At 59.0% G+C, this 18,352-nt stretch carries 18 protein-coding genes; 9 read left to right on the forward strand and 9 right to left on the reverse strand.

Annotation, left to right across the window (positions count from 1 at the left end):
• Nucleotides 1–35: 35 nt before the first annotated feature.
• Nucleotides 36–863 (reverse strand): 3'(2'),5'-bisphosphate nucleotidase CysQ, encoded by an 828-nt coding sequence (gene cysQ / locus ACMYUN_RS13365; RefSeq protein ID WP_415763974.1) that lies wholly within the window; start codon nt 861–863, stop codon nt 36–38.
• 7 nt (nt 864–870) lie between these two features.
• Nucleotides 871–1,440 (reverse strand): ADP compounds hydrolase NudE, encoded by a 570-nt coding sequence (gene nudE, locus ACMYUN_RS13370; RefSeq protein ID WP_039756454.1) that lies wholly within the window; start codon nt 1,438–1,440, stop codon nt 871–873.
• Between the two features lie 88 nt (nt 1,441–1,528).
• Here nudE and yrfG point away from each other — a divergent pair, with 88 nt between their 5' ends.
• Entirely contained in the window at nt 1,529–2,191 is a 663-nt protein-coding gene (gene yrfG / locus ACMYUN_RS13375; protein WP_415760856.1) for a GMP/IMP nucleotidase, read from the forward strand.
• A gap of 115 nt (nt 2,192–2,306) precedes the next feature.
• On the opposite strand, the gene lysM is transcribed toward yrfG, so the two are convergent.
• Entirely contained in the window at nt 2,307–2,747 is a 441-nt protein-coding gene (lysM, locus tag ACMYUN_RS13380; protein ID WP_129998339.1) for a peptidoglycan-binding protein LysM, read from the reverse strand.
• A gap of 138 nt (nt 2,748–2,885) precedes the next feature.
• Here lysM and ACMYUN_RS13385 point away from each other — a divergent pair, with 138 nt between their 5' ends.
• The 4 genes from ACMYUN_RS13385 (at nt 2,886) to ACMYUN_RS13400 (ending at nt 7,868) form a co-directional block, all read left to right on the forward strand.
• Nucleotides 2,886–3,773 carry a LysR family transcriptional regulator gene (locus tag ACMYUN_RS13385; protein ID WP_039756453.1) on the forward strand — a complete coding sequence of 296 codons (888 nt, stop codon included), beginning with the start codon at nt 2,886–2,888 and terminating at the stop codon, nt 3,771–3,773.
• 92 nt (nt 3,774–3,865) lie between these two features.
• The gene (fdhD, locus tag ACMYUN_RS13390; protein WP_039756451.1) at nt 3,866–4,705 is read left to right on the forward strand and encodes a formate dehydrogenase accessory sulfurtransferase FdhD; all 840 of its coding nucleotides are present in this window, start codon (nt 3,866–3,868) and stop codon (nt 4,703–4,705) included.
• A complete protein-coding gene (locus ACMYUN_RS13395; protein ID WP_039756450.1) occupies nt 4,702–7,050 on the forward strand; it encodes an FdhF/YdeP family oxidoreductase in 2,349 nt (782 codons plus the stop codon). The genes fdhD and ACMYUN_RS13395 overlap by 4 nt, the downstream gene beginning before the upstream one ends.
• Before the next feature lie 332 nt (nt 7,051–7,382).
• Complete coding sequence (locus ACMYUN_RS13400) at nt 7,383–7,868, forward strand: glycine zipper domain-containing protein (protein WP_039756448.1); 486 nt, start codon at nt 7,383–7,385, stop codon at nt 7,866–7,868.
• Between the two features lie 55 nt (nt 7,869–7,923).
• Here ACMYUN_RS13400 and ACMYUN_RS13405 read toward each other — a convergent pair whose 3' ends face one another.
• The 3 genes from ACMYUN_RS13405 to ACMYUN_RS13415 form a co-directional block, all read right to left on the reverse strand.
• Complete coding sequence (locus ACMYUN_RS13405) at nt 7,924–8,355, reverse strand: acyl-CoA thioesterase (RefSeq protein WP_039756446.1); 432 nt, start codon at nt 8,353–8,355, stop codon at nt 7,924–7,926.
• 141 nt (nt 8,356–8,496) lie between these two features.
• The gene (locus tag ACMYUN_RS13410; protein ID WP_415760857.1) at nt 8,497–9,723 is read right to left on the reverse strand and encodes a 3-hydroxyacyl-CoA dehydrogenase NAD-binding domain-containing protein; all 1,227 of its coding nucleotides are present in this window, start codon (nt 9,721–9,723) and stop codon (nt 8,497–8,499) included.
• Nucleotides 9,724–9,846: 123 nt separating this feature from the next.
• Nucleotides 9,847–11,781 carry an ATP-dependent DNA helicase RecQ gene (locus ACMYUN_RS13415; RefSeq protein WP_415760858.1) on the reverse strand — a complete coding sequence of 645 codons (1,935 nt, stop codon included), beginning with the start codon at nt 11,779–11,781 and terminating at the stop codon, nt 9,847–9,849.
• A 298-nt stretch (nt 11,782–12,079) separates the two neighbouring features.
• Between ACMYUN_RS13415 and ACMYUN_RS13420 the strand changes: the two genes are divergently transcribed.
• The 3 genes from ACMYUN_RS13420 to nadS all read left to right on the forward strand — a co-directional run bounded on the left by ACMYUN_RS13420 (nt 12,080) and on the right by nadS (nt 14,162).
• The gene (locus ACMYUN_RS13420) at nt 12,080–13,222 is read left to right on the forward strand and encodes a hypothetical protein (RefSeq protein ID WP_415760859.1); all 1,143 of its coding nucleotides are present in this window, start codon (nt 12,080–12,082) and stop codon (nt 13,220–13,222) included.
• A gap of 335 nt (nt 13,223–13,557) precedes the next feature.
• The gene (locus ACMYUN_RS13425; protein WP_310404416.1) at nt 13,558–13,872 is read left to right on the forward strand and encodes a type II toxin-antitoxin system RelE/ParE family toxin; all 315 of its coding nucleotides are present in this window, start codon (nt 13,558–13,560) and stop codon (nt 13,870–13,872) included.
• A gap of 2 nt (nt 13,873–13,874) precedes the next feature.
• Nucleotides 13,875–14,162 (forward strand): NadS family protein, encoded by a 288-nt coding sequence (gene nadS, locus ACMYUN_RS13430; RefSeq protein WP_016772178.1) that lies wholly within the window; start codon nt 13,875–13,877, stop codon nt 14,160–14,162.
• Nucleotides 14,163–14,269: 107 nt separating this feature from the next.
• Here nadS and ACMYUN_RS13435 read toward each other — a convergent pair whose 3' ends face one another.
• Both ACMYUN_RS13435 and hslO read right to left on the reverse strand, forming a co-directional pair.
• Nucleotides 14,270–15,811: a phosphoenolpyruvate carboxykinase gene (locus ACMYUN_RS13435; protein ID WP_016772179.1), complete on the reverse strand. Its 1,542-nt coding sequence runs from the start codon at nt 15,809–15,811 to the stop codon at nt 14,270–14,272.
• Nucleotides 15,812–15,992: 181 nt separating this feature from the next.
• Nucleotides 15,993–16,895 carry an Hsp33 family molecular chaperone HslO gene (gene hslO, locus ACMYUN_RS13440; RefSeq protein ID WP_129998342.1) on the reverse strand — a complete coding sequence of 301 codons (903 nt, stop codon included), beginning with the start codon at nt 16,893–16,895 and terminating at the stop codon, nt 15,993–15,995.
• A 107-nt stretch (nt 16,896–17,002) separates the two neighbouring features.
• Between hslO and ACMYUN_RS13445 the strand changes: the two genes are divergently transcribed.
• Nucleotides 17,003–17,803, forward strand: a complete 801-nt coding sequence (locus tag ACMYUN_RS13445) for a phosphatase PAP2 family protein (protein WP_039756437.1) — start codon at nt 17,003–17,005, stop codon at nt 17,801–17,803.
• Between the two features lie 97 nt (nt 17,804–17,900).
• Here ACMYUN_RS13445 and ACMYUN_RS13450 read toward each other — a convergent pair whose 3' ends face one another.
• Nucleotides 17,901–18,308 (reverse strand): RNA-binding S4 domain-containing protein, encoded by a 408-nt coding sequence (locus tag ACMYUN_RS13450; protein WP_039756436.1) that lies wholly within the window; start codon nt 18,306–18,308, stop codon nt 17,901–17,903.
• Between the last annotated feature and the right edge of the window lie 44 nt (nt 18,309–18,352).

The raw sequence follows: 18,352 nt of genomic DNA on the forward strand, positions 1-18,352 counted from the left end.
GAGGGCTGGGGTGAGGGGGATTCCGGATCAGAACATTAACCTCGGGCCAACTCCAACAACCGAGCTCGCCACGCAGCCTTCGCCGGCAGCGCCAGAAAGAACTCGTTCAACAGCGATTCCCGCGCCGGATAACAAAACGCTTCACCGCGCAGATCGAGCACTTCGCCACCAGCCCCTTCCAGCACGCCCTGCGCTGCCGCCGTGTCCCACTGCGAAGTCGGCGCCAGGCGTGGATAGCAATCGGCAGCACCTTCGGCCAATAGACAGAACTTCAAGGAACTGCCGATATTGGCCAGTTGCAGCTCACCGAGACTGGCGCTCAACCCGGCCAGCAAACGCTCTTGCTCGGGACTGGAATGTCGACGGCTGGCGACCACGGTAAACCCCTCGCCCGGTGCAGGCACATCGCGCACCTGAATCGCCGTCGGCGTACCACTCTTGTCGCCACGCCAGGCACCGAGTCCGGCACCGCCGACGTAAAAGCGACCGTTGGTCGGCATCGTCACCACGCCAAACACCACCCGGCCATTTTCAATCAGCGCGATGTTCACGGTGAATTCCTCACTGCCACTGATGAATTCCTTGGTACCGTCCAGCGGATCCACCAGCCACCAGCGCTGCCAACTGGCGCGCACGCTCTGCGGGATATCGGCGTCCTCTTCCGAGAGCACCGGAATGCTCGGATCCAGCGCCGTCAGCCCGGCGACGATAAGATGATGCGCAGCCAGATCGGCGGCCGTCACCGGCGAATCATCGGACTTGGCGGTGACTTCAACGCCGGCGCGCCAGAACGGCAGAATTGCCTCGCCAGCCTGTAAAGCCAACTCAATTACCGGTGCCATCAGCGGATGGGGAAAATTCATCGAGGTCTCACTCATAGCTGAACATCCCGCGCTGGCGCAGCAGATCACGGGTCAAATACAGCGCCGCCAATGCGCGGCCTTCGGTAAATTGCGGATTCAGCGCCAGCGCCGACAATTCGCGCAGGTTGACCCTGTCGACCCGCATCGGCTCCGGTTCATCGCCTTCCAGCCGTTCTTCGTAGAGATCGGTGGCCAGCACCACTTGGATCTTCTGGCTCATGTAACCGGGTGACAGCGACAGTTCGGTCAAATGTTCAAGTTGGCGCGCGCCATAACCGGCTTCTTCCTTGAGCTCCCGCTCGGCCGCCGCCAGCACGTCTTCGCCCGGCTCAATCAAGCCTTTGGGCAGAGACAATTCGTACTCGTCGGTGCCGCCGCAATATTCCTCGATCAACACCGCGTGTTCGGCATCAAGCATCGCGACGATCATCACCGCGCCGTAGCCCGCACCCTTGCCGACCAGACGCTCATAGGTGCGCTCCACGCCATTGGAAAATCGCAGCTTGAGTTCTTCGACGCGAAACAGGCGACTGGTGGCGACAATCTCGCGGGCAAGTACGGTGGGTTTCTGGCGCATGCAAAGCTCCTTGGCGTGAACGCGCTACTATAACGCGGCTTTCCCGATTGTTTGCGTCGGATATCCTTTCACCGTTCGAGACGTTGCCATGCCTTCTTTACCGTGGTCCGACATCGATACCGTTCTGCTCGACATGGACGGCACGCTGCTGGATCTGCACTTCGACAACCACTTCTGGCTCGAGCACCTGCCCCAGCGCTACGCCGAACTGCACGGCATCAGCCGGGCCATGGCCGAGCTGGAATTGCAGCCGCTGTTCGAACGCCACGCCGGCCAGTTGCAGTGGTACTGCCTGGATTTCTGGAGCGCGGAACTGAAACTGTCGGTGCGCGAACTGAAACAGGAAACCGCCCACTTGATCGCCCTGCGCACGGATGCCGACACCTTTCTCGACGCGATCAAACGCGCCGGCAAACGGGTGATCATGATCACCAATGCGCACCGCGATTCGCTGTCGTTGAAACTGGAACGGATCGAACTCGCACCATACTTCGAGCGGCTGATCAGCTCGCACGACTATGGTTATCCCAAGGAGAACCCGCAGTTCTGGGATGCCTTGCAAGCGGACATCGGGTTTGATCCAGCGCGCAGCCTGTTTATCGACGACACCTTGCCGATCCTGCGCAGTGCGCGGGATTTTGGCGTAGCGCATCTGCTCGCGGTGAAAGAACCGGACAGCCGCAAAGGGCCCAAGGACACGGCCGAGTTTGCCGCAGTCGAGGACTACCGCGATTTGATTGCAGGACTCTGACCCCTGTAGGAGCTGCCGCAGGCTGCGATCTTTTGATTTGCTTTTTTTAAAGTCAAAGTCAAAAGATCGTCCGATCGCGGCCGGAGCCTTCGGCAGCGCCTACATGGACAGCGCGTTATTTTGGAATGCGCAGCTTTTGCCCCGGATAAATCTTGTTCACATCCTTGAGCATCGGTTTGTTGGCTTCGAAAATCTTCTCGTACTGGTTGGCATTGCCATAGACACGCAGGGAAATCGCACTGAGCGTGTCACCTGCCTTGACCTCGACAAATTCGGCAGCCACGACGACCGGTCCGGTCACCGTGATCTGATCATCGACACTGCCTACGCCCGCAATGTTGCCCACCGCGAGCAGAATCTTTTCCTTCTCTTCCTGGCTTGCCACCTCACCGGTGATTGTCACCTTGTCGCCATCCACGGTCGCCTGCACGTTGGGATTGCCCAGCCCGACCTTGCTGATATGTTCCTTCAACTGCTCGCTGGCATTGGCGTTTCCGGGAGTCAACAGATCAAGCAGTTTCTCACCGGCTTCTTTGACAAAACTCAAAAGGCTCATTGCATTCACTCCATGGAATAAAGGGTCAGTCGTCCAAGCCTAGACCACCCCAGCCAAACCCGGTTCCAGTCCGACCAATGACGCTGCCGCGCCGCAGGCGGTAGAATCGCCACACCCCGCCAACCGCCCGGAGCGAAGATGGACATCAAGCAGCTGAAATTCCTCATCGCCCTCGACGAAACCCGCCATTTCGGCCAGGCCGCCGCGCGCTGCCACATTACCCAGCCGACCCTGTCGATGCGTTTGCGCAGCCTCGAAGAAGAACTTGATCTGCCATTGGTCAACCGTGGCCAGCGCTTCGAAGGCTTCACCGCACCGGGCGAACGCGTGCTGGCGTGGGCGCGTACGGTGCTGGCGGCTTACGATGGCCTGCAGGCGGAAGCGGCGGCCTGTCGCGGCAACCTGATCGGTACGCTGCGCCTGGGTGTGGTGCCGCTGTCGAGTTTCGATCCGTTGCCGCTGATGCAACGTCTGCACGCGGCGCATCCGGAACTGCGCTTCGAGCTGTCGTCGCTGAGCTCGGAGCAGGTGCTCGAACACCTGGCGAACAACCGCATCGACATCGGCGTGTCGTATCTGGAACGTCTGGACAGCGAGCGCTTCGATTCGCTGGCCTTCAACGAAACGCGCATGGGCCTGCTCTACGACGAGCGCTCGTTCAGCTTCGGCGAAGCACCGCTGAGCTGGGAATCGCTGATCGAACTGCCGCTGTGCATGCTCACCAGCGGCATGCATTTTCGCCAGTCCATCGACCACAACTTCCACAGCCGTGGCCTGACGCCGCAACCGCTGCTGCAAACCGATGCCGTGCATCAATTGCTGCAAGCGGTCCACGGCGGTTTTTGCTGCGCGATCATGCCCCTCGACGGCGGCGCGGAAACCCTCGCCGATCATCTGCGTCTGCAACCGATCGAAAATGCCCACACCCTCGCGCCGCTGGGGCTGATCATGCGACGAGGGGCACCCCGCTCAGCGCTGGCGGAAGCCTGTTTCGCGCTCTATCAAAAATCACCAAACGACGCTTGATCGACGGCATCTATCGGTAGATCGGTAATAGCGATTAGACGCGACAACTTGCCGCGCCTAGTCTTGACCTAGATCAAACCGTCGGTGATGCCATGAACGCCAAGCGCCCAGCCTGCGCGGCGCCAGCAATCGAAACGCCCGCGCCTGCCGCCAGCCAGACCTACAGCTACAGCGATTTACCCCTTGAGGCATCGGCCAGCACCGCGCTGGCCGAGGAAGTCGCGTTGGCGATCGCCTACAACGGCATCAGCCAGGCAGTGATGCTGGTCACCCCGACCGACCTCGAAGATTTCATCGTCGGTTTCAGCCTCGGCAGCGGCATCATCGAAGACGCCAGCGATATCTACGATCTGCAACTGACGGGTGCAGGCTCGGCGCAATACGCGCAGGTGACCATCGCCAATCGCGCATTCTGGAACCTCAAGCAACAGCGTCGGCAGTTGGCCGGCACCAGCGGTTGCGGATTGTGCGGCGTCGAAGCGGTTGAACAGGCGTTGCCTGATCTCAAGGTATTGCCTGGCGCAGCCTTGCCACCGATCGAATGGCTCGACGGCTTGCGCCAGCGCATCGGCGCGTTCCAGCCGCTCGGCCAGCACTGCGGCGCGGTGCATGCGGCGGTGTTCATGAATGCCAGCGGTGACTTACTGCTCGGCCGCGAAGACATCGGCCGCCATAACGCGCTGGACAAGCTGATCGGCGGACTGATCCGCCAGAAGATATCCACAGAGGGCGGGCTGGCGATCGTCACCAGCCGTTGCAGCCTCGAATTGATCCAGAAAGTCTTGCGTGCCGGCATCCAGACCCTGGTCAGCCTGTCGGCACCCACCGGCCTGGCCGTGCAATGGGCCCGGCGCCACAACCTCAATCTCATCCACCTGCCGCAGAAAAGTGCGCCGCGGGTGTACAGCCCCGCGATGGAGAATCAAGCGTGAGCCAACATCATCAAGCCGACCAGAAACCTGTCCCGCGTTACAAGCCTTACAAAGGTGCCGCCGGCGGCTGGGGCGCCCTGATCAGTGTGGCCCAGGCGTGGCTGACCAGCGACAACGCCCTGAAAAACCTGCGCATGATGCTCAAGACCAACCAGAACGGCGGTTTCGACTGCCCGGGTTGCGCCTGGGGTGATTCGCCGGAAAGCGGCATGGTCAAGTTCTGTGAGAACGGCGCCAAAGCGGTGAACTGGGAAGCGACCAAGCGTCGCGTCGATGCGAAATTCTTCGCCAAGCACAGCGTCACTTCCCTGCTGGAACAAAGCGATTACTGGCTGGAATATCAGGGTCGCCTGACCGAGCCGATGGTCTACGACGCCGAGTCCGATCGCTACAAGCCGATCAGTTGGGAAGATGCCTTTGCCCTGATCGGCAAGCACCTGCGCAATCTGCCAAGCCCGGATCAGGCCGAGTTCTACACCTCGGGCCGCGCCAGCAATGAAGCGGCGTATCTGTATCAGCTGTTCGTGCGGGCTTACGGCACCAACAATTTCCCTGACTGCTCGAACATGTGCCACGAGGCCAGCGGCGTGGCGTTGGCGCAGAGTGTCGGGGTCGGCAAAGGCACCGTGACTTTCGACGACTTCGAGCACGCCGACGCGATTTTCGTCTGGGGCCAGAACCCCGGCACCAACCATCCGCGCATGCTCGAACCGTTGCGTGAAGCGGTGAAACGCGGCGCCCAAGTGGTATGCATCAACCCGCTGAAAGAGCGCGGTCTGGAGCGTTTCCAGCATCCCCAGCACCCGATCGAAATGCTCACCAACGGCGACAAGCCGACCAACACCGCGTACTTCCGCCCGGCACTCGGCGGCGACATGGCGGTGCTGCGCGGCATGGCCAAGTTCCTCCTGCAATGGGAACGCGATGCACAGAAGGCTGGCGAGCCGGCGGTGTTCGACCATGATTTTCTCAATGCCCACAGCGCCAACGTGCTGGAGTACCTCGCCATCGTCGACGACACCTCGTGGGAGCAGATCGTCGAGCAGTCCGGCCTGACGCTGGTCGAGATCGAGCAAGCCGCGCGCATGTACGCCAAAGGCAAGAACGTGATCATGTGCTGGGCCATGGGCATCACCCAGCACCGTCATTCGGTGCCGACCATCCAGGAAATCGCCAACCTGATGCTGCTGCGCGGCAACATCGGCAAACCGGGCGCCGGTCTGTGCCCGGTGCGCGGCCACAGCAATGTGCAGGGCGACCGCACCATGGGCATCAACGAGCGTCCGCCGGTGGCGTTCCTCGATTCGCTGGAGCGTCGCTTCCAGTTCAAGGTGCCGCGTCATAACGGTCACAACGTGGTCGAGGCAATCCATGCGATGGCCGAAGGTCGCGCCAAGGTGTTCATCGGCTTGGGCGGCAACTTTGCCCAGGCCACGCCGGACAGCTCGCGCACCTTCGAAGCGCTGCGCAACTGTGACCTGACCGTACAGATCAGCACCAAACTCAACCGCAGCCACCTCGCTCACGGTAAAGATGCGTTGATCCTGCCGTGCCTGGGCCGCACGGACATCGATATCCAGACCGAAGGGCCGCAAGCGGTCACCGTGGAAGACTCGTTCAGCATGGTCCACGCCTCCAACGGGCAACTGCAGCCGCTGTCGAACCAGATGCGCTCGGAGCCGTCGATCATCGCTGGCATCGCTGCCGCGACACTGGGCAGCCAACCGGTGGACTGGAACTGGCTGGTGGCCGATTACGGGCGCATTCGCGAACTGATCGCCGATACCATCCCGAACTTCAAGGACTTCAACGACAAGATCAAGAACCCGGGCGGTTTCTATCTGGGCAACTCCGCTGGCGCTCGCAAGTGGAACACGCCGTCGGGCCGTGCCAATTTCCGCGCGAACCAGTTGCCGAAGGATCTGGTCCACGAGCGCACCCGTGCCACTGGGCAAGTGCCGGATCTGATCCTGCAATCGATGCGTTCCCACGATCAGTACAACACGACGATCTATGGTCTCGACGACCGTTATCGCGGCGTGAAGGGCCAGCGTGACGTGCTGTTCGCCAACGAGGCCGACATCATTCGTCTGGGCTTCCGTCCGGGACAGAAGGCCGACATCGTGTCGATCTGGGACGATGGTCGTGAGCGCCGGGTGAAAGGTTTTACATTGTTGGCGTTCGATATTCCTGCGGGGCAGGCGGCGGCGTACTATCCGGAGGTCAATCCGCTGGTGCCGCTGGAAAGTACGGGCGATGGCAGCCACACGCCGACGTCGAAGTTCATTGCGATACGGTTGGAAGCGGCGAGTGAAACGGGGTTGATCATGGCTAAATCGGCCTGAAGGGGTGTCAGTACCGGCCTATTCGCGAGCAAGCTCGCTCCCACATTGGAATGCGTTTCAAATGTGGGAGCGAGCTTGCTCGCGAAGGCGCTGGGACATTCAATACATTTCTTCCTGCCTGCAAGTTTTGAACGTCCACAAAAAAAGGCCGTTTTTGCATAAAAACGGCCTGTCCGAAGTAGCTAAAGACCGGCGAAAATCGGTTAAGTTCCGGTGAAAAAACAGTAACTTGCAATCTTGTATACAAGTCGTGTTATTCGTCGGATTTCGATTGTCACGCCCATTGCAGAGCCTCAGGATCGGCGCCGTCATCCCTTTGAGGCTCATCCTCTATGAAGTTCTCCTCGATTCTCTTGTTGTCCCTTGGCCTGGTCAGTGGCTTCGCTTCTGCCGGAGGCACCACCGAAGCAGGTGTGGGCGGCGCATTGGGCGGGGTTCTTGGCTCGGTCGTCGGTCAATCGCTAGGCGGCAATACAGGTTCCACCATCGGCGCAGCCCTGGGCGGCGCGGGTGGTAGCGCAGTCGGCGCAGACAAACGCAGCCGCGGCGAAGCGGCCATCGGTGGTGCACTGGGTGCAGCCGGCGGTAACGTGGTTGGTCGCAGCCTCGGCGGCACCACCGGCAGCCTGATTGGCTCCGCCGCAGGTGGCGGCGCGGGCGGCGCGCTGGGTAACTACATGGGCAACAAGAGCGACGACGATGATCGTCGTTACGACCGTCGCCATGATGACCGTCGCTACTACCGCGACCGTGGTCATCCAGGTCGCGGCCATGCCTACGGCCACCGCAAGCATCACAAGTACTATCGCCACCACTAAGGCGAAGGCTTGAACGAAAATCGCAGCCCTTGTGGCTGCGATTTTTTTTGCGCCTTTAGATGACCAACTGCTCCAGAGCTCCGCGCAAACCGGCAGGAATCGGCACCGGCTGATTGCTCGCCCGATCGACAAACACATGCACGAATCGCCCCGCCGCACACGCCTCGCTTTCGCCGACCTTGAACACAGCCAGTTCGTATTGCACTGAACTGTTGCCCAGCTTGCCGACCCGCAGCCCGATCTCGATCAGATCCGGAAAAGCGATCGAGGCAAAATAATCGCAGGCCGAACTGACCACGAAACCCACCACCTCGCCGTCATGGATATCCAGGCCACCGACCTGGATCAGATAAGTGTTCACCGCTGTGTCGAAGAAGCTGTAGTAGGTGACGTTGTTGACGTGACCGTAGGCGTCGTTGTCGTGCCAGCGTGTGGTGATGGGCTGGAAGTGGGGGTAGTCGCAGCGTTGCGGTGTCGGGTTGGGCATTGATCAGGGATTCCTTCGGATTTTTCGGCGAGTCTAATTCAAACCGTGGCAGGCCCTTCGCGAGCAGGCTCGCTCCCACATTGGATCGCGCTCTTCTGTGGGAGCGAGCCTGCTCGCGAAAGTCAGCACAGCCGACCGGTGTCAACGCTCAGCAAACCCCTTCCCCTGCGCCGCCAGTTCGCCAATCAAGCGCGCCGGCTTCCACTGATCGCCCTGTCGCGTCTCCAGCGCCAGCAAGCGCTGATGAATGTCCGCCAGCCCTTGCTGATCCGCCCAGGCCATCGGCCCGCCCTTCTCCGCTGGAAAGCCATAGCCATTCAAGTACACCAGGTCGATGTCATGGGCTGAGCCGGCTATGCCTTCCTGCAGGATCTTCGCGCCTTCGTTAACCAGCGCCAGCACACAGCGCTCAAGGATTTCTTCAGGGCCGATGTCGCGACGCTGGAAACCCAGCTCCTCGCTGACCCGCAGCACCAGCGCATCCACTTCAGGATCATGCTCGGCCTGGCGGCTGCCCGGCTCATAGTGGTAGTAACCGTTACCGGACTTCTGCCCGAACCGGCCCAGTTCGCACAAGCGGTTATCCACCTGAACTTCCGGCGCATCCTGCCCTTTGCCAGCCAGTTCGCGGGCACGCCACTCCAGATCAATGCCAACCACGTCGTACATGCGAAACGGTCCCATGGCGAAACCGAAGCCCTGTAGCGCGGCATCCACCTGCTGTGGATACGCGCCTTCGAGGAGCATTTTGCGCGCTTCCAGTACATACGGATGCAGCATGCGGTTGCCGATAAAACCGTGACAGTTGCCCGACACCACGCTGACCTTGCCCATGCGCTTGCCGAGCGCCAGCGCTGCCTCCAGCGCCGCCGGCGATGTTTGCGCACCGCGCACGATTTCCAGCAGTTTCATGATATGGGCCGGGCTGAAGAAGTGCAGACCCAGCACCTGTTCCGGGCGCCGGGTTGCGGCGGCAATCGCGTCGATATCCAGCGCCGAGGTGTTGCTCGCCAGCAGAGCCTCGGGCTTGAGCAGTCCGTCGAGTTCGCGAAAGATCTTCTGTTTCAGCTCGAGGTTTTCGTACACCGCTTCGATCACCAGGTCGACATTGCGAATCGCCGCGTAATCCGCCGCCGCAGAGACGCGAACAATGCGCGCGTCCGCCTCGCCCTGATCGATGCGGCCCTGACGCACGTTGTGTGCATAGGTTTCGGCGACCGCTGTCAGCGCTTGCTCGAGCATCTGTGGATTGTTATCTACCCACTGCACGTTCACGCCAGCATTGGCCAGGCACATGACAATGCCACGGCCCATGGTGCCCGCGCCGATCACGGCAGCCTGCTGAATATCGAAGAGTGTCTGGCTCATGTTGTTCTCTTGTTGGCGATCCGAAGACAGATTCCAACCTTAGTCAGGCAACGGCGCTTTTTGAAGTTTATTAGCGTGATGATCGACATTCAGCGGATGGATGCAGCGCCCACAGACTCTCTGCTAATCGAGCAAGTGACTGTCCGCCCAATCGCGGACCTCTGCGTAGGGATACTCTTCCAACGTAGCAAAACCCGGTATCGCCCGCGCCTTGAGTTTGGTGAACAACGGCACGCTGATTCCGCACAGGAATCGCGTCAGGCGTTCGGCCGAGGGAACACCGCCTGTGTGCTGCTCATGCCTGTGGATAAATTCACCACACAGTTCTGCGAAGTTTTTATCCACAAGCGGCGGCAATGGCGGCGGCTCGGGCAACCGCGCGATCTGGCCGTAACATACCGAACAATGGCAGCAATGCTCAGGGGCATTGTGATCACCGAAATACTCGGCCAAGCGATAACCCAGGCAGCGTTCGGTGGCGAACAGGTCAAGCATGGCGTGAATCCGCGCCACTTCGGTCTGCTCGTGGCGAGTGAAGTACTCGTGCAGCTCAGCGCTCAGGGCATCGCTGTGAAAATCGCTGTGCAGCAGGCTGTAAACCTCGGTCATCTGCTTGCTTTCAAGCTCGACCCAGCCCTTTTCCTGGAAATAATCCAGCGCCGTCACCACCCGATTGCGCTCGGCCGAATACTGCGAGTACATCGCCTCGAAATTCACCGTGGCCCAAGTGCGTGCGCGAGTTGACGTCTGGATGATCGCCGCAACGAAATCCCTGCGCTCACCTTCGAAGCGCTGGAGCAGTGCTTCAGGCTCAAGCAGGTATTTGAAGCGGTACTCGGCGTAATAGGCGTAACGCGGTGCGATCAGACCTCGCAGTTCCAGCTGCACCAGCAAAGTCTTCAACGGCAACGAACGAATATTGCTCTGATCGGCCAGTGGCCCAAGCAGAAACTCCCACTGTCCTTCCGGTACCGAGGCTTTGAGCTCGTCGAGTACATAACGAATCCCGTCGCGTTCGGGCGTGTCGCCATAAACAAAATTTTCCAGCACGTTGAGGCTGTCGCGATTGGCCAGTACCAGGCAATCCGAAGGCTGCCCGTCACGCCCGGCGCGGCCGATCTCCTGACTATAGTTTTCGATGGATTTGGGCAGATCGAAATGCACCACGTTACGGATGTCGCTCTTGTCGATGCCCATGCCGAAAGCGATGGTGGCGACAATGCAGTTGGACTGCCCGGCCATGAAGCGGCGTTGAATGCCTTCACGCTGATCATGCGGCAAACCTGCGTGGTAAGCCTCGGCCTGGATTCCATTGCGTTGAAGGTGCTCGGCGATGTGCTCGGCGGTCTTCTGCAACGTCACGTAGACAATGCTCGGTTGCCCTGGGCGTTCGGTCATCCATTCGACCAGACGCCGGCGCTTGTCCTGACCGCGTACAGGCTCGACCAACAGGTTGAGGTTGGGCCGATAGAAACCGGTGGTGACCACATCGTCCGGAGCAATGGTGAATTTGGCCTGCATGTCGGCGATGACTTTCGGCGTGGCTGTGGCGGTTAGCAGCAGTGCCTGCGGGATGTTGAACTGACGCTGGTAGTCGGGCAGTTTCAGGTAATCCGGCCGAAAGTTGTGGCCCCATTCAGAAATGCAGTGCGCCTCGTCGACCACCAGTAACGAGATCGGCACCTGCTGCAGGAAATTGCGGAAGCGCTCATTTTTCAGGCGCTCGACGGAAATCATCAAAATCTTCAATTCACCCGAACGCGCACGGGCCATGACATCGCTGGCATCCTCGCGGCTCTGCGCCGAATCGATGCTTCCGGCCGAAATGCCGTGGCGCTTGAGAAACGCCAGTTGATCCTGCATCAACGCCAGCAACGGCGAAACCACCAAAGTCAGGTGTGGCAGTAAAAGTGCCGGCAGTTGGTAGCAAAGGGACTTGCCGGAGCCGGTGGGAAAGATCGCCGCCGCCGAACGCCCCGCCAGCACCGCGCTGACAGCGGCTTCCTGACCGGGTCGAAACTGGGGATAACCAAAAACCTGTTTCAGGGTGTCGTGCATTTGCTGTCACTCCTTTGACTGCTGCCATGTCCAAAGACTAGCGGGCGATTGCAGCGAGTCGAGAAAAGGTTGGAGGTAAAATCGATACCGAATAATACAGGGTATCAAGCGCAGACGAGGGTTCATCAGGTAGATGAAGTCTCCAGACAACTAAAAATTGTGGTAATAAAAATTTCATTACAGACCAAACAACAATGGATTTATTCAAACTACAAGAATCGAAACAACGAAAAACTTTATCAATCCAATCAACCCCAACTAGATTGCTTGCTCTTCCAAATAGAACGAGAGCAACAAAATGACAACTTTGACGATATTTTTCTGCGGCACCGGCTCCAACAAGTTTGATGACAAACATAAAAGCTTCTGGGATGGCGAAATCGTTTCTACGCTTGCTGCGCACCACAGCGGACGGGAATTTGCCGAGTGGATCGTCGTCGACGGCCCGGGCAGCGGCAATCTGCAAGCCGATGACCTGTTCACCAAGACCTCTGAATACGGCTTGTCCGGTACTCTGTTCGGTAAAGGCTGGGACGAAAACGTGCAACACGCCGTGAACATTATCAAAGGCAAATGCGACTGGCAGCGAAAACAACTGACTGAGACAGAATATAACCGCCTGAAAGCCGCAGGCATTCCGATTGACGATGTGAAAGTTGAAGGCTCCTGGTTCTGGCGCCAGTATAACTATGGCGATCGTAGTATTACCCAACAGAAATTACAGGAACAAATCATCAAGACTTTCCGCAAGGACGGCGTTATTCCGACACGAGTCAATCTGGTCGGCTGGAGCCGTGGCGGTATCAGTTGCCATATGCTCGCCAACGCAATGTTCAAGGACGCTGCACTCAAACATATTCCCGTGAATATCTTTGCGGTTGACCCGGTTCCGGGAATCGGCAACTTCCAGGAAAACCGCGTGAAACTCGAATCCAACGTCAAGGAATACATCGCCTTCTATGCCCGCGATGAGCGTTCGAAGGGCTTCAGCTGCGTGATTCCGCAAACCGCAACCGGCACAAAAACCTCGATCTATCCAATGGCCGGTCGCCACGCCACCCTCGCCGGCAACGCCACGGCACTCGGCGGCGAGCCGAGCAGCAGCAGCGATCTCAACGCGCTGATCGAACCCGGCCGTATCGTTCGCCATCTTGCCGAGACCTGCCTCAAGCGCTGGGGCGTGCCATTGAGCAAGACCCTTAACCTGAGCGATGCCGACCTGCTTCGTTTCACCGGCGCCATCGTCAGCGACGAAGCCCGCTACAAGAAGATGCACAGCCAGTCCTACACCTATTTCACCGAACTGGATAAAGGCGAGCGCTATGTCTCGCTGGGCAGCAAAGGCGTGCCGTTCTCGGCAGTCAAAGGCACGATTTACCGCCCGGCAACCGGACTGACCACGAGCCTGCTGGATATTTCCGGTTACCAGCATCTGCGTTGAAAGGGGTTGAAGCGACAGTAGTGACTGTCTGACACATTGTTCGTCCCGTTCCTACTTCACGCGATGCCTTGTCGGCTATCGCGAGCGGGTGGTGCGAACCTATAGTCGTGGTGTCGCTGCTTTGGTCAGCGACACCCACATCACCCACACCCTGTATCCGCTGACAGGTCGACTGCGACCTGCTGCAAGTCGCACAGACACAAATGCTCAACTGGAAAGCGCCGGCCTAAGCCGAGCAGCCTTATCACCGCCGATCTCTGTCGGCGATCAAGCACCAATCATCCTCATCAACACTTCAGCATTGCCTGAAAGTAAGTCACTGGCGTACATTGACCATGATTTTTATTGAGACTTCAGTCTTTACCCGCCGAGTAAGAGAGTTACTGGACGACGATGCCTACGCCACCTTTCAAACGCAATTGGTCGCAAACCCGTCTATTGGCGATGTAATCGAAGGAACCGGCGGGGTGCGCAAAGCACGAGTCGCCTCCAAAGGACATGGCAAACGGGGTGGCGCAAGGGTTATCTACTACCACTTCGTTTCAGCATCACAGATCGCGTTGTTGATGATTTATCCAAAAAACGAGCAGCAGGATCTTACCCCTGACGAACGGAAAGCACTGAAGGCCATGATTGGAAACTGGAGGTAACCATGAGCAAATTTTTTGATGAGCTGATGGAAAGCGTGCAGGAAATGGATGAGATTCTTCGGGGTGAAAAAAAGCCGTCCCGCGAATTCTATGTGGATGCATTACAGGTTAAACAGATTCGCAAAGCTACAGGAATGACGCAGGCAAAGTTCGCAGCCTTGATCGATGTTCAGTTGGGAACGTTACGTAATTGGGAGCAAGGTCGTCGTCAGCCGACGGGGCCGGCCAAAGCACTACTCAAGGCCATTCATAACGATCCTGTCCATGTACTGAGTGCACTGGCTGATTGACAGATAGCCAGGGCAAGCCAAGTCTTTGAGTCCAACCAAGCTGCATTTCAGATCGGAAATAAAAAACCGCCCCAAAGGGCGGTTTTTTATTCAGTGCAAACCATTACTTACAACTTCGGCCCAGCAGCCTTGATCGCGTCGCTCACTTCGAACTTCTTGAAGTTCTCGATGAACAGACCGGCCAATGCTTTCGCTGCCTCGTCGTATGCTGCCTTGTCAGCCCAGGTGTTGCGTGGGTTGAGCAGGTTGGTGTCGACGCCCGGAACGGCCAGTGGCACGTCGAGGTTGATGGTGTCGAGGTGTTCGGTGGCAGCACCGATCAGTGCGCCGCTCTGGATCGCTGCGATCACTGCGCGGGTGGTCGGGATGTTGAAGCGTTGGCCGACGCCGTAGCCGCCGCCGGTCCAGCCGGTGTTGACCAGGTAGACCTTGGAGCCGAAACCGCGAATGCGCTTGATCAGCAGTTCGGCGTATTCGCCAGCCGGACGCGGGAAGAACGGTGCGCCGAAGCAGGTGGAGAAGGTCGACTTGATGCCGCTGCCCGAACCCATTTCAGTCGAGCCCACCAGTGCGGTGTAGCCGGACAGGAAGTGGTAGGCCGCTTGCTCTTCATTGAGGATCGACACTGGCGGCAGCACGCCGGTCAGGTCGCAGGTCAGGAAAATCACCGCGTTTGGCTCGCCACCGAGGTTCTTCTCGGAACGCTTGGCAACGTGCTCCAGCGGGTAGGCGGCGCGACTGTTCTGGGTCAGGCTGACATCGGCGTAGTCGGCGTGCTTGGCGTCGTCGATAACGACGTTTTCCAGCACTGCGCCGTGCTTGATGGCTTTCCAGATGACCGGCTCGTTCTTCTCGGAGAGGTCGATGCACTTGGCATAGCAACCGCCTTCGATGTTGAACACCACGCCTTCGCCCCAGCCGTGTTCGTCGTCACCGATCAGGTAACGGCTTTCGTCCGCCGACAGGGTGGTTTTACCGGTGCCCGACAGACCGAAGAACAGGGTCACGTCGCCGTCTTCGCCGATGTTGGCAGCGCAGTGCATTGGCAGCACGTCAGCGGCCGGCAGCAGGAAGTTCTGCACCGAGAACATGGCTTTCTTCATCTCACCGGCGTAACGCATGCCAGCGATCAGCACTTTCTTCTGCGCGAAGTTGATGATCACGCAACCATCGGAGTTGGTGCCGTCACGCTCAGGCACGCACTCGAAGTTGGCGACGTTGAGCACTTGCCATTCTTCACGGCCAGCCGGGTTGTACTGGGCCGGATTGATGAACAGGCAACGACCGAACAGGTTCTGCCAGGCAGTCTGGGTGGTCATTTTCACGGCCAGGTAGTGATCTTCCGCCGCGCCTACATGGACGTGGGAAACGAAGTGCTCTTGCGCGTTGTTGAAAGCCTCGACGCGAGCCCACAGGGCATCGAACTTGTCGGCCGGGAACTTGCGGTTGATCGGGCCCCAGGCGATAGCGGCCTGGGTGGAAGGCTCTTCAACGATGAAACGGTCGACTGGCGAACGGCCGGTGCGGTGACCGGTGCGAACAACCAAGGCGCCGGTATCGGCAAGCTCGCCTTCACCGCGATTCAGGGCTTCTTTTACCAGATCATCAACACTCAGATCGGTGTACACGGCGTTATTGGCTTGCGTCATGAGGTTCCCCGTCGGCCAGTGGCCGAGTGTGCTCCAAACGTTTTGTAGTAGAAAGTCGTGCACTACTACCGCGAAAAAAGTGGGCCGGATTATGCCAGAAAAGCCCAAAAAGAGTAGGGTCCTCCCGTCGTAACGGCGATATTCCGTCATTGCGCAGTGAATTTACCTGCGCTGAACCGTTTTAGTGACGGGTATCTGACGGCGTATCGACGCCCGCGCCAGCGAACAATTGAGTGATATCAGCCGCGTCGAACAGGTACTGCTGATTGCAGAACTGGCAATCGATCTCGACTTTGCCACCCTGCTCGGCGGCCAGCGCCAGCGCATCCTCCAGCCCAAGACTGACCAGCGCATTGCCGGAGCGTTCCCGCGAGCAGCTGCAGCTGAAGCGCAGATGCTGCACATCGAACAGACGTACCTGCTCCTCGTGATACAGCCGATGCAGCACGGTTTCGTTGTCGAGGCTGAGCAGTTCATCGGCGCTCAGAGTGCTGGCCAACGCGGTGAGATGCTGCCAGCTAGCAGCGCGGTCCTCTTCGTCTTTCAAGCGATCGGCAGGGAGTTGTTGCAGCAGCATGCCGCGTGCACGACGACCATCGGCGAACAGCTTGAAGCGTGTGCCGACCTGCTGCGACATGACGAAATAGTTGGTGAAGCAATCGGACAGGGTTTCGCCGTCGAGATCGACAATGCCCTGATAGCGCTGGCCCACAGTCGGATCGACAGTCAGGGCCAGAACGCCGTTCGGCATCAGGTCGCTGAGGGTAGCGTCGGCCGCGATCTGCTCGGCGTCATAGCGCGCCAGGCCACGGATTTCGCGCTCGCTGGAGCACTCGATCATCAGCAGCGGAATCGGCCCTTCCGAGCGCGCCTGCAAAATCAACAGGCCATCGAACTTGAGCGTGCCGACCAGCAACGAAGCGGCCGCCATCAGTTCGCCGAGCAACTGTGCGACCGGCTCCGGGTACGGGTGTTTGGCGAGGACTTCGGCGTAGCTGCGCTCCAGCGCTACCAGTTCGCCGCGAGTGTCGCTGTCATCGAAGATGAAGCGTTGAGTGAAATCGGTATCCGCTAGGTCGGTCATAGGTCTGGGTATCTGAATGTGATGACAAAATGATTACAAAACGTGAAAATTTGCGCTTGCTGGCACTTTTTTTGGTGCCGGCGCTTTTTCGCCATGGGAGGCATTTTATGAACAATCCGGGTTTGTTCCAATCAAGGTGGAACCTCGGCCGGCTGGTTCTGTGTAACGTAGTGCCGTTGGCGCTACTGGCTTTCTGGTTATGGCCTACCGGTCAGATGCTGTGTGTGATTTTCGACGAGTGGCTGTTCCGCTCACTGAATGCACCGCTGGCCAGCAACCCGATATGGCTCCACATCTGGGCAATTGCAAGTCTGCGCCCGTTCGACATCGTCGTCGGACTGATTCTGCTGACGCTGCTGATCAAGGGCGACTGGGTCTTCAGGGCGATCGACGTGCGCCGCGCATTCTTCGGTTTTTTCTCCATCCTGCTGTTGATGGTGGTGATTCGCGCGCTGTTTTCCAAATTCGCCGACCATATGGGCTGGCAGCACAGCAGCCCGTCGATGGTGCTTGAGGGCGCCGTACACATCAGTGATTACTTTCCGCACCTGGAAAAAACCTGGGAGCTGAAGGATCGCTCGGGCCAGAGCTTCCCGGGTGATCACGCTTCGGTGCTGTTGATCTGGGCACTGTTCATGGGCGTGTTCAGCCGCACGGTCGGGCAATTTCTGACGGTCTGGGGTCTGGCAGTGTTGTTCATGCTGCCGCGTCTGGTGGCCGGCGCGCATTGGGGCCAGGACGATTACATCGGTGGCGTACTGCTGGCGGTATGGGCGTTGGGCTGGGGCTACTACACGCCGTTTGCCTTTCACGCCGCGAACTTCTGGTTGAAGCTGACCGCCCCGGTTTTCGCATTGCTGGCCAAGTTGCCGCTGGTGTCGCGGATGAGTGTGGTGCGTAGCGCCTGATTCCGCGTCGTAGTCGATTCGCAAGCATGCTCGCTGCCACAGACGACTCGATCAAATGTGGGAGCGAGCCCGCTCGCGAAGAGGCCGGCATAACGTTTCAATCTTCGTTGCTGCTACCGCGAAACTTGAACAAATCACGCCGCTGCTTTTTGCTCGGCTTGCCATCGGTGCTCACGCCCAACGACCCTGCCTTGCGCATCGCCGCAGCTGCTTCGCGCTTGGCGATACTCGCTTCGGTCTCGGCATACAGGGTCTGCGCCTCGGGTGCGCCCCGACGCACGATCGACAACGCCTCGACCCTCACCGTGCGCACTTCGAAGCCGGTGCGAATCTCGAACTCGTCACCGATGCGTGGTTCCTTGCCCGGTTTGCAGCGCTCGCCACGGCAATGCACCTTGCCACTTTCAATGGCTGCTTTGGCCAGCGCACGGGTCTTGTAGAAACGCGCCGCCCACAGCCATTTATCGAGACGGACCTTGTCGTCCTCTTCCTGCTTCTGTCCCATATGAATTCCTCGCTCAGCCAGTAGTCGGAACTGTACTACCGTTT

The sequence above is a fragment of the Pseudomonas sp. CP4 genome (assembly GCF_047758505.1).
GTDB lineage: Bacteria > Pseudomonadota > Gammaproteobacteria > Pseudomonadales > Pseudomonadaceae > Aquipseudomonas > Aquipseudomonas fluorescens_AO.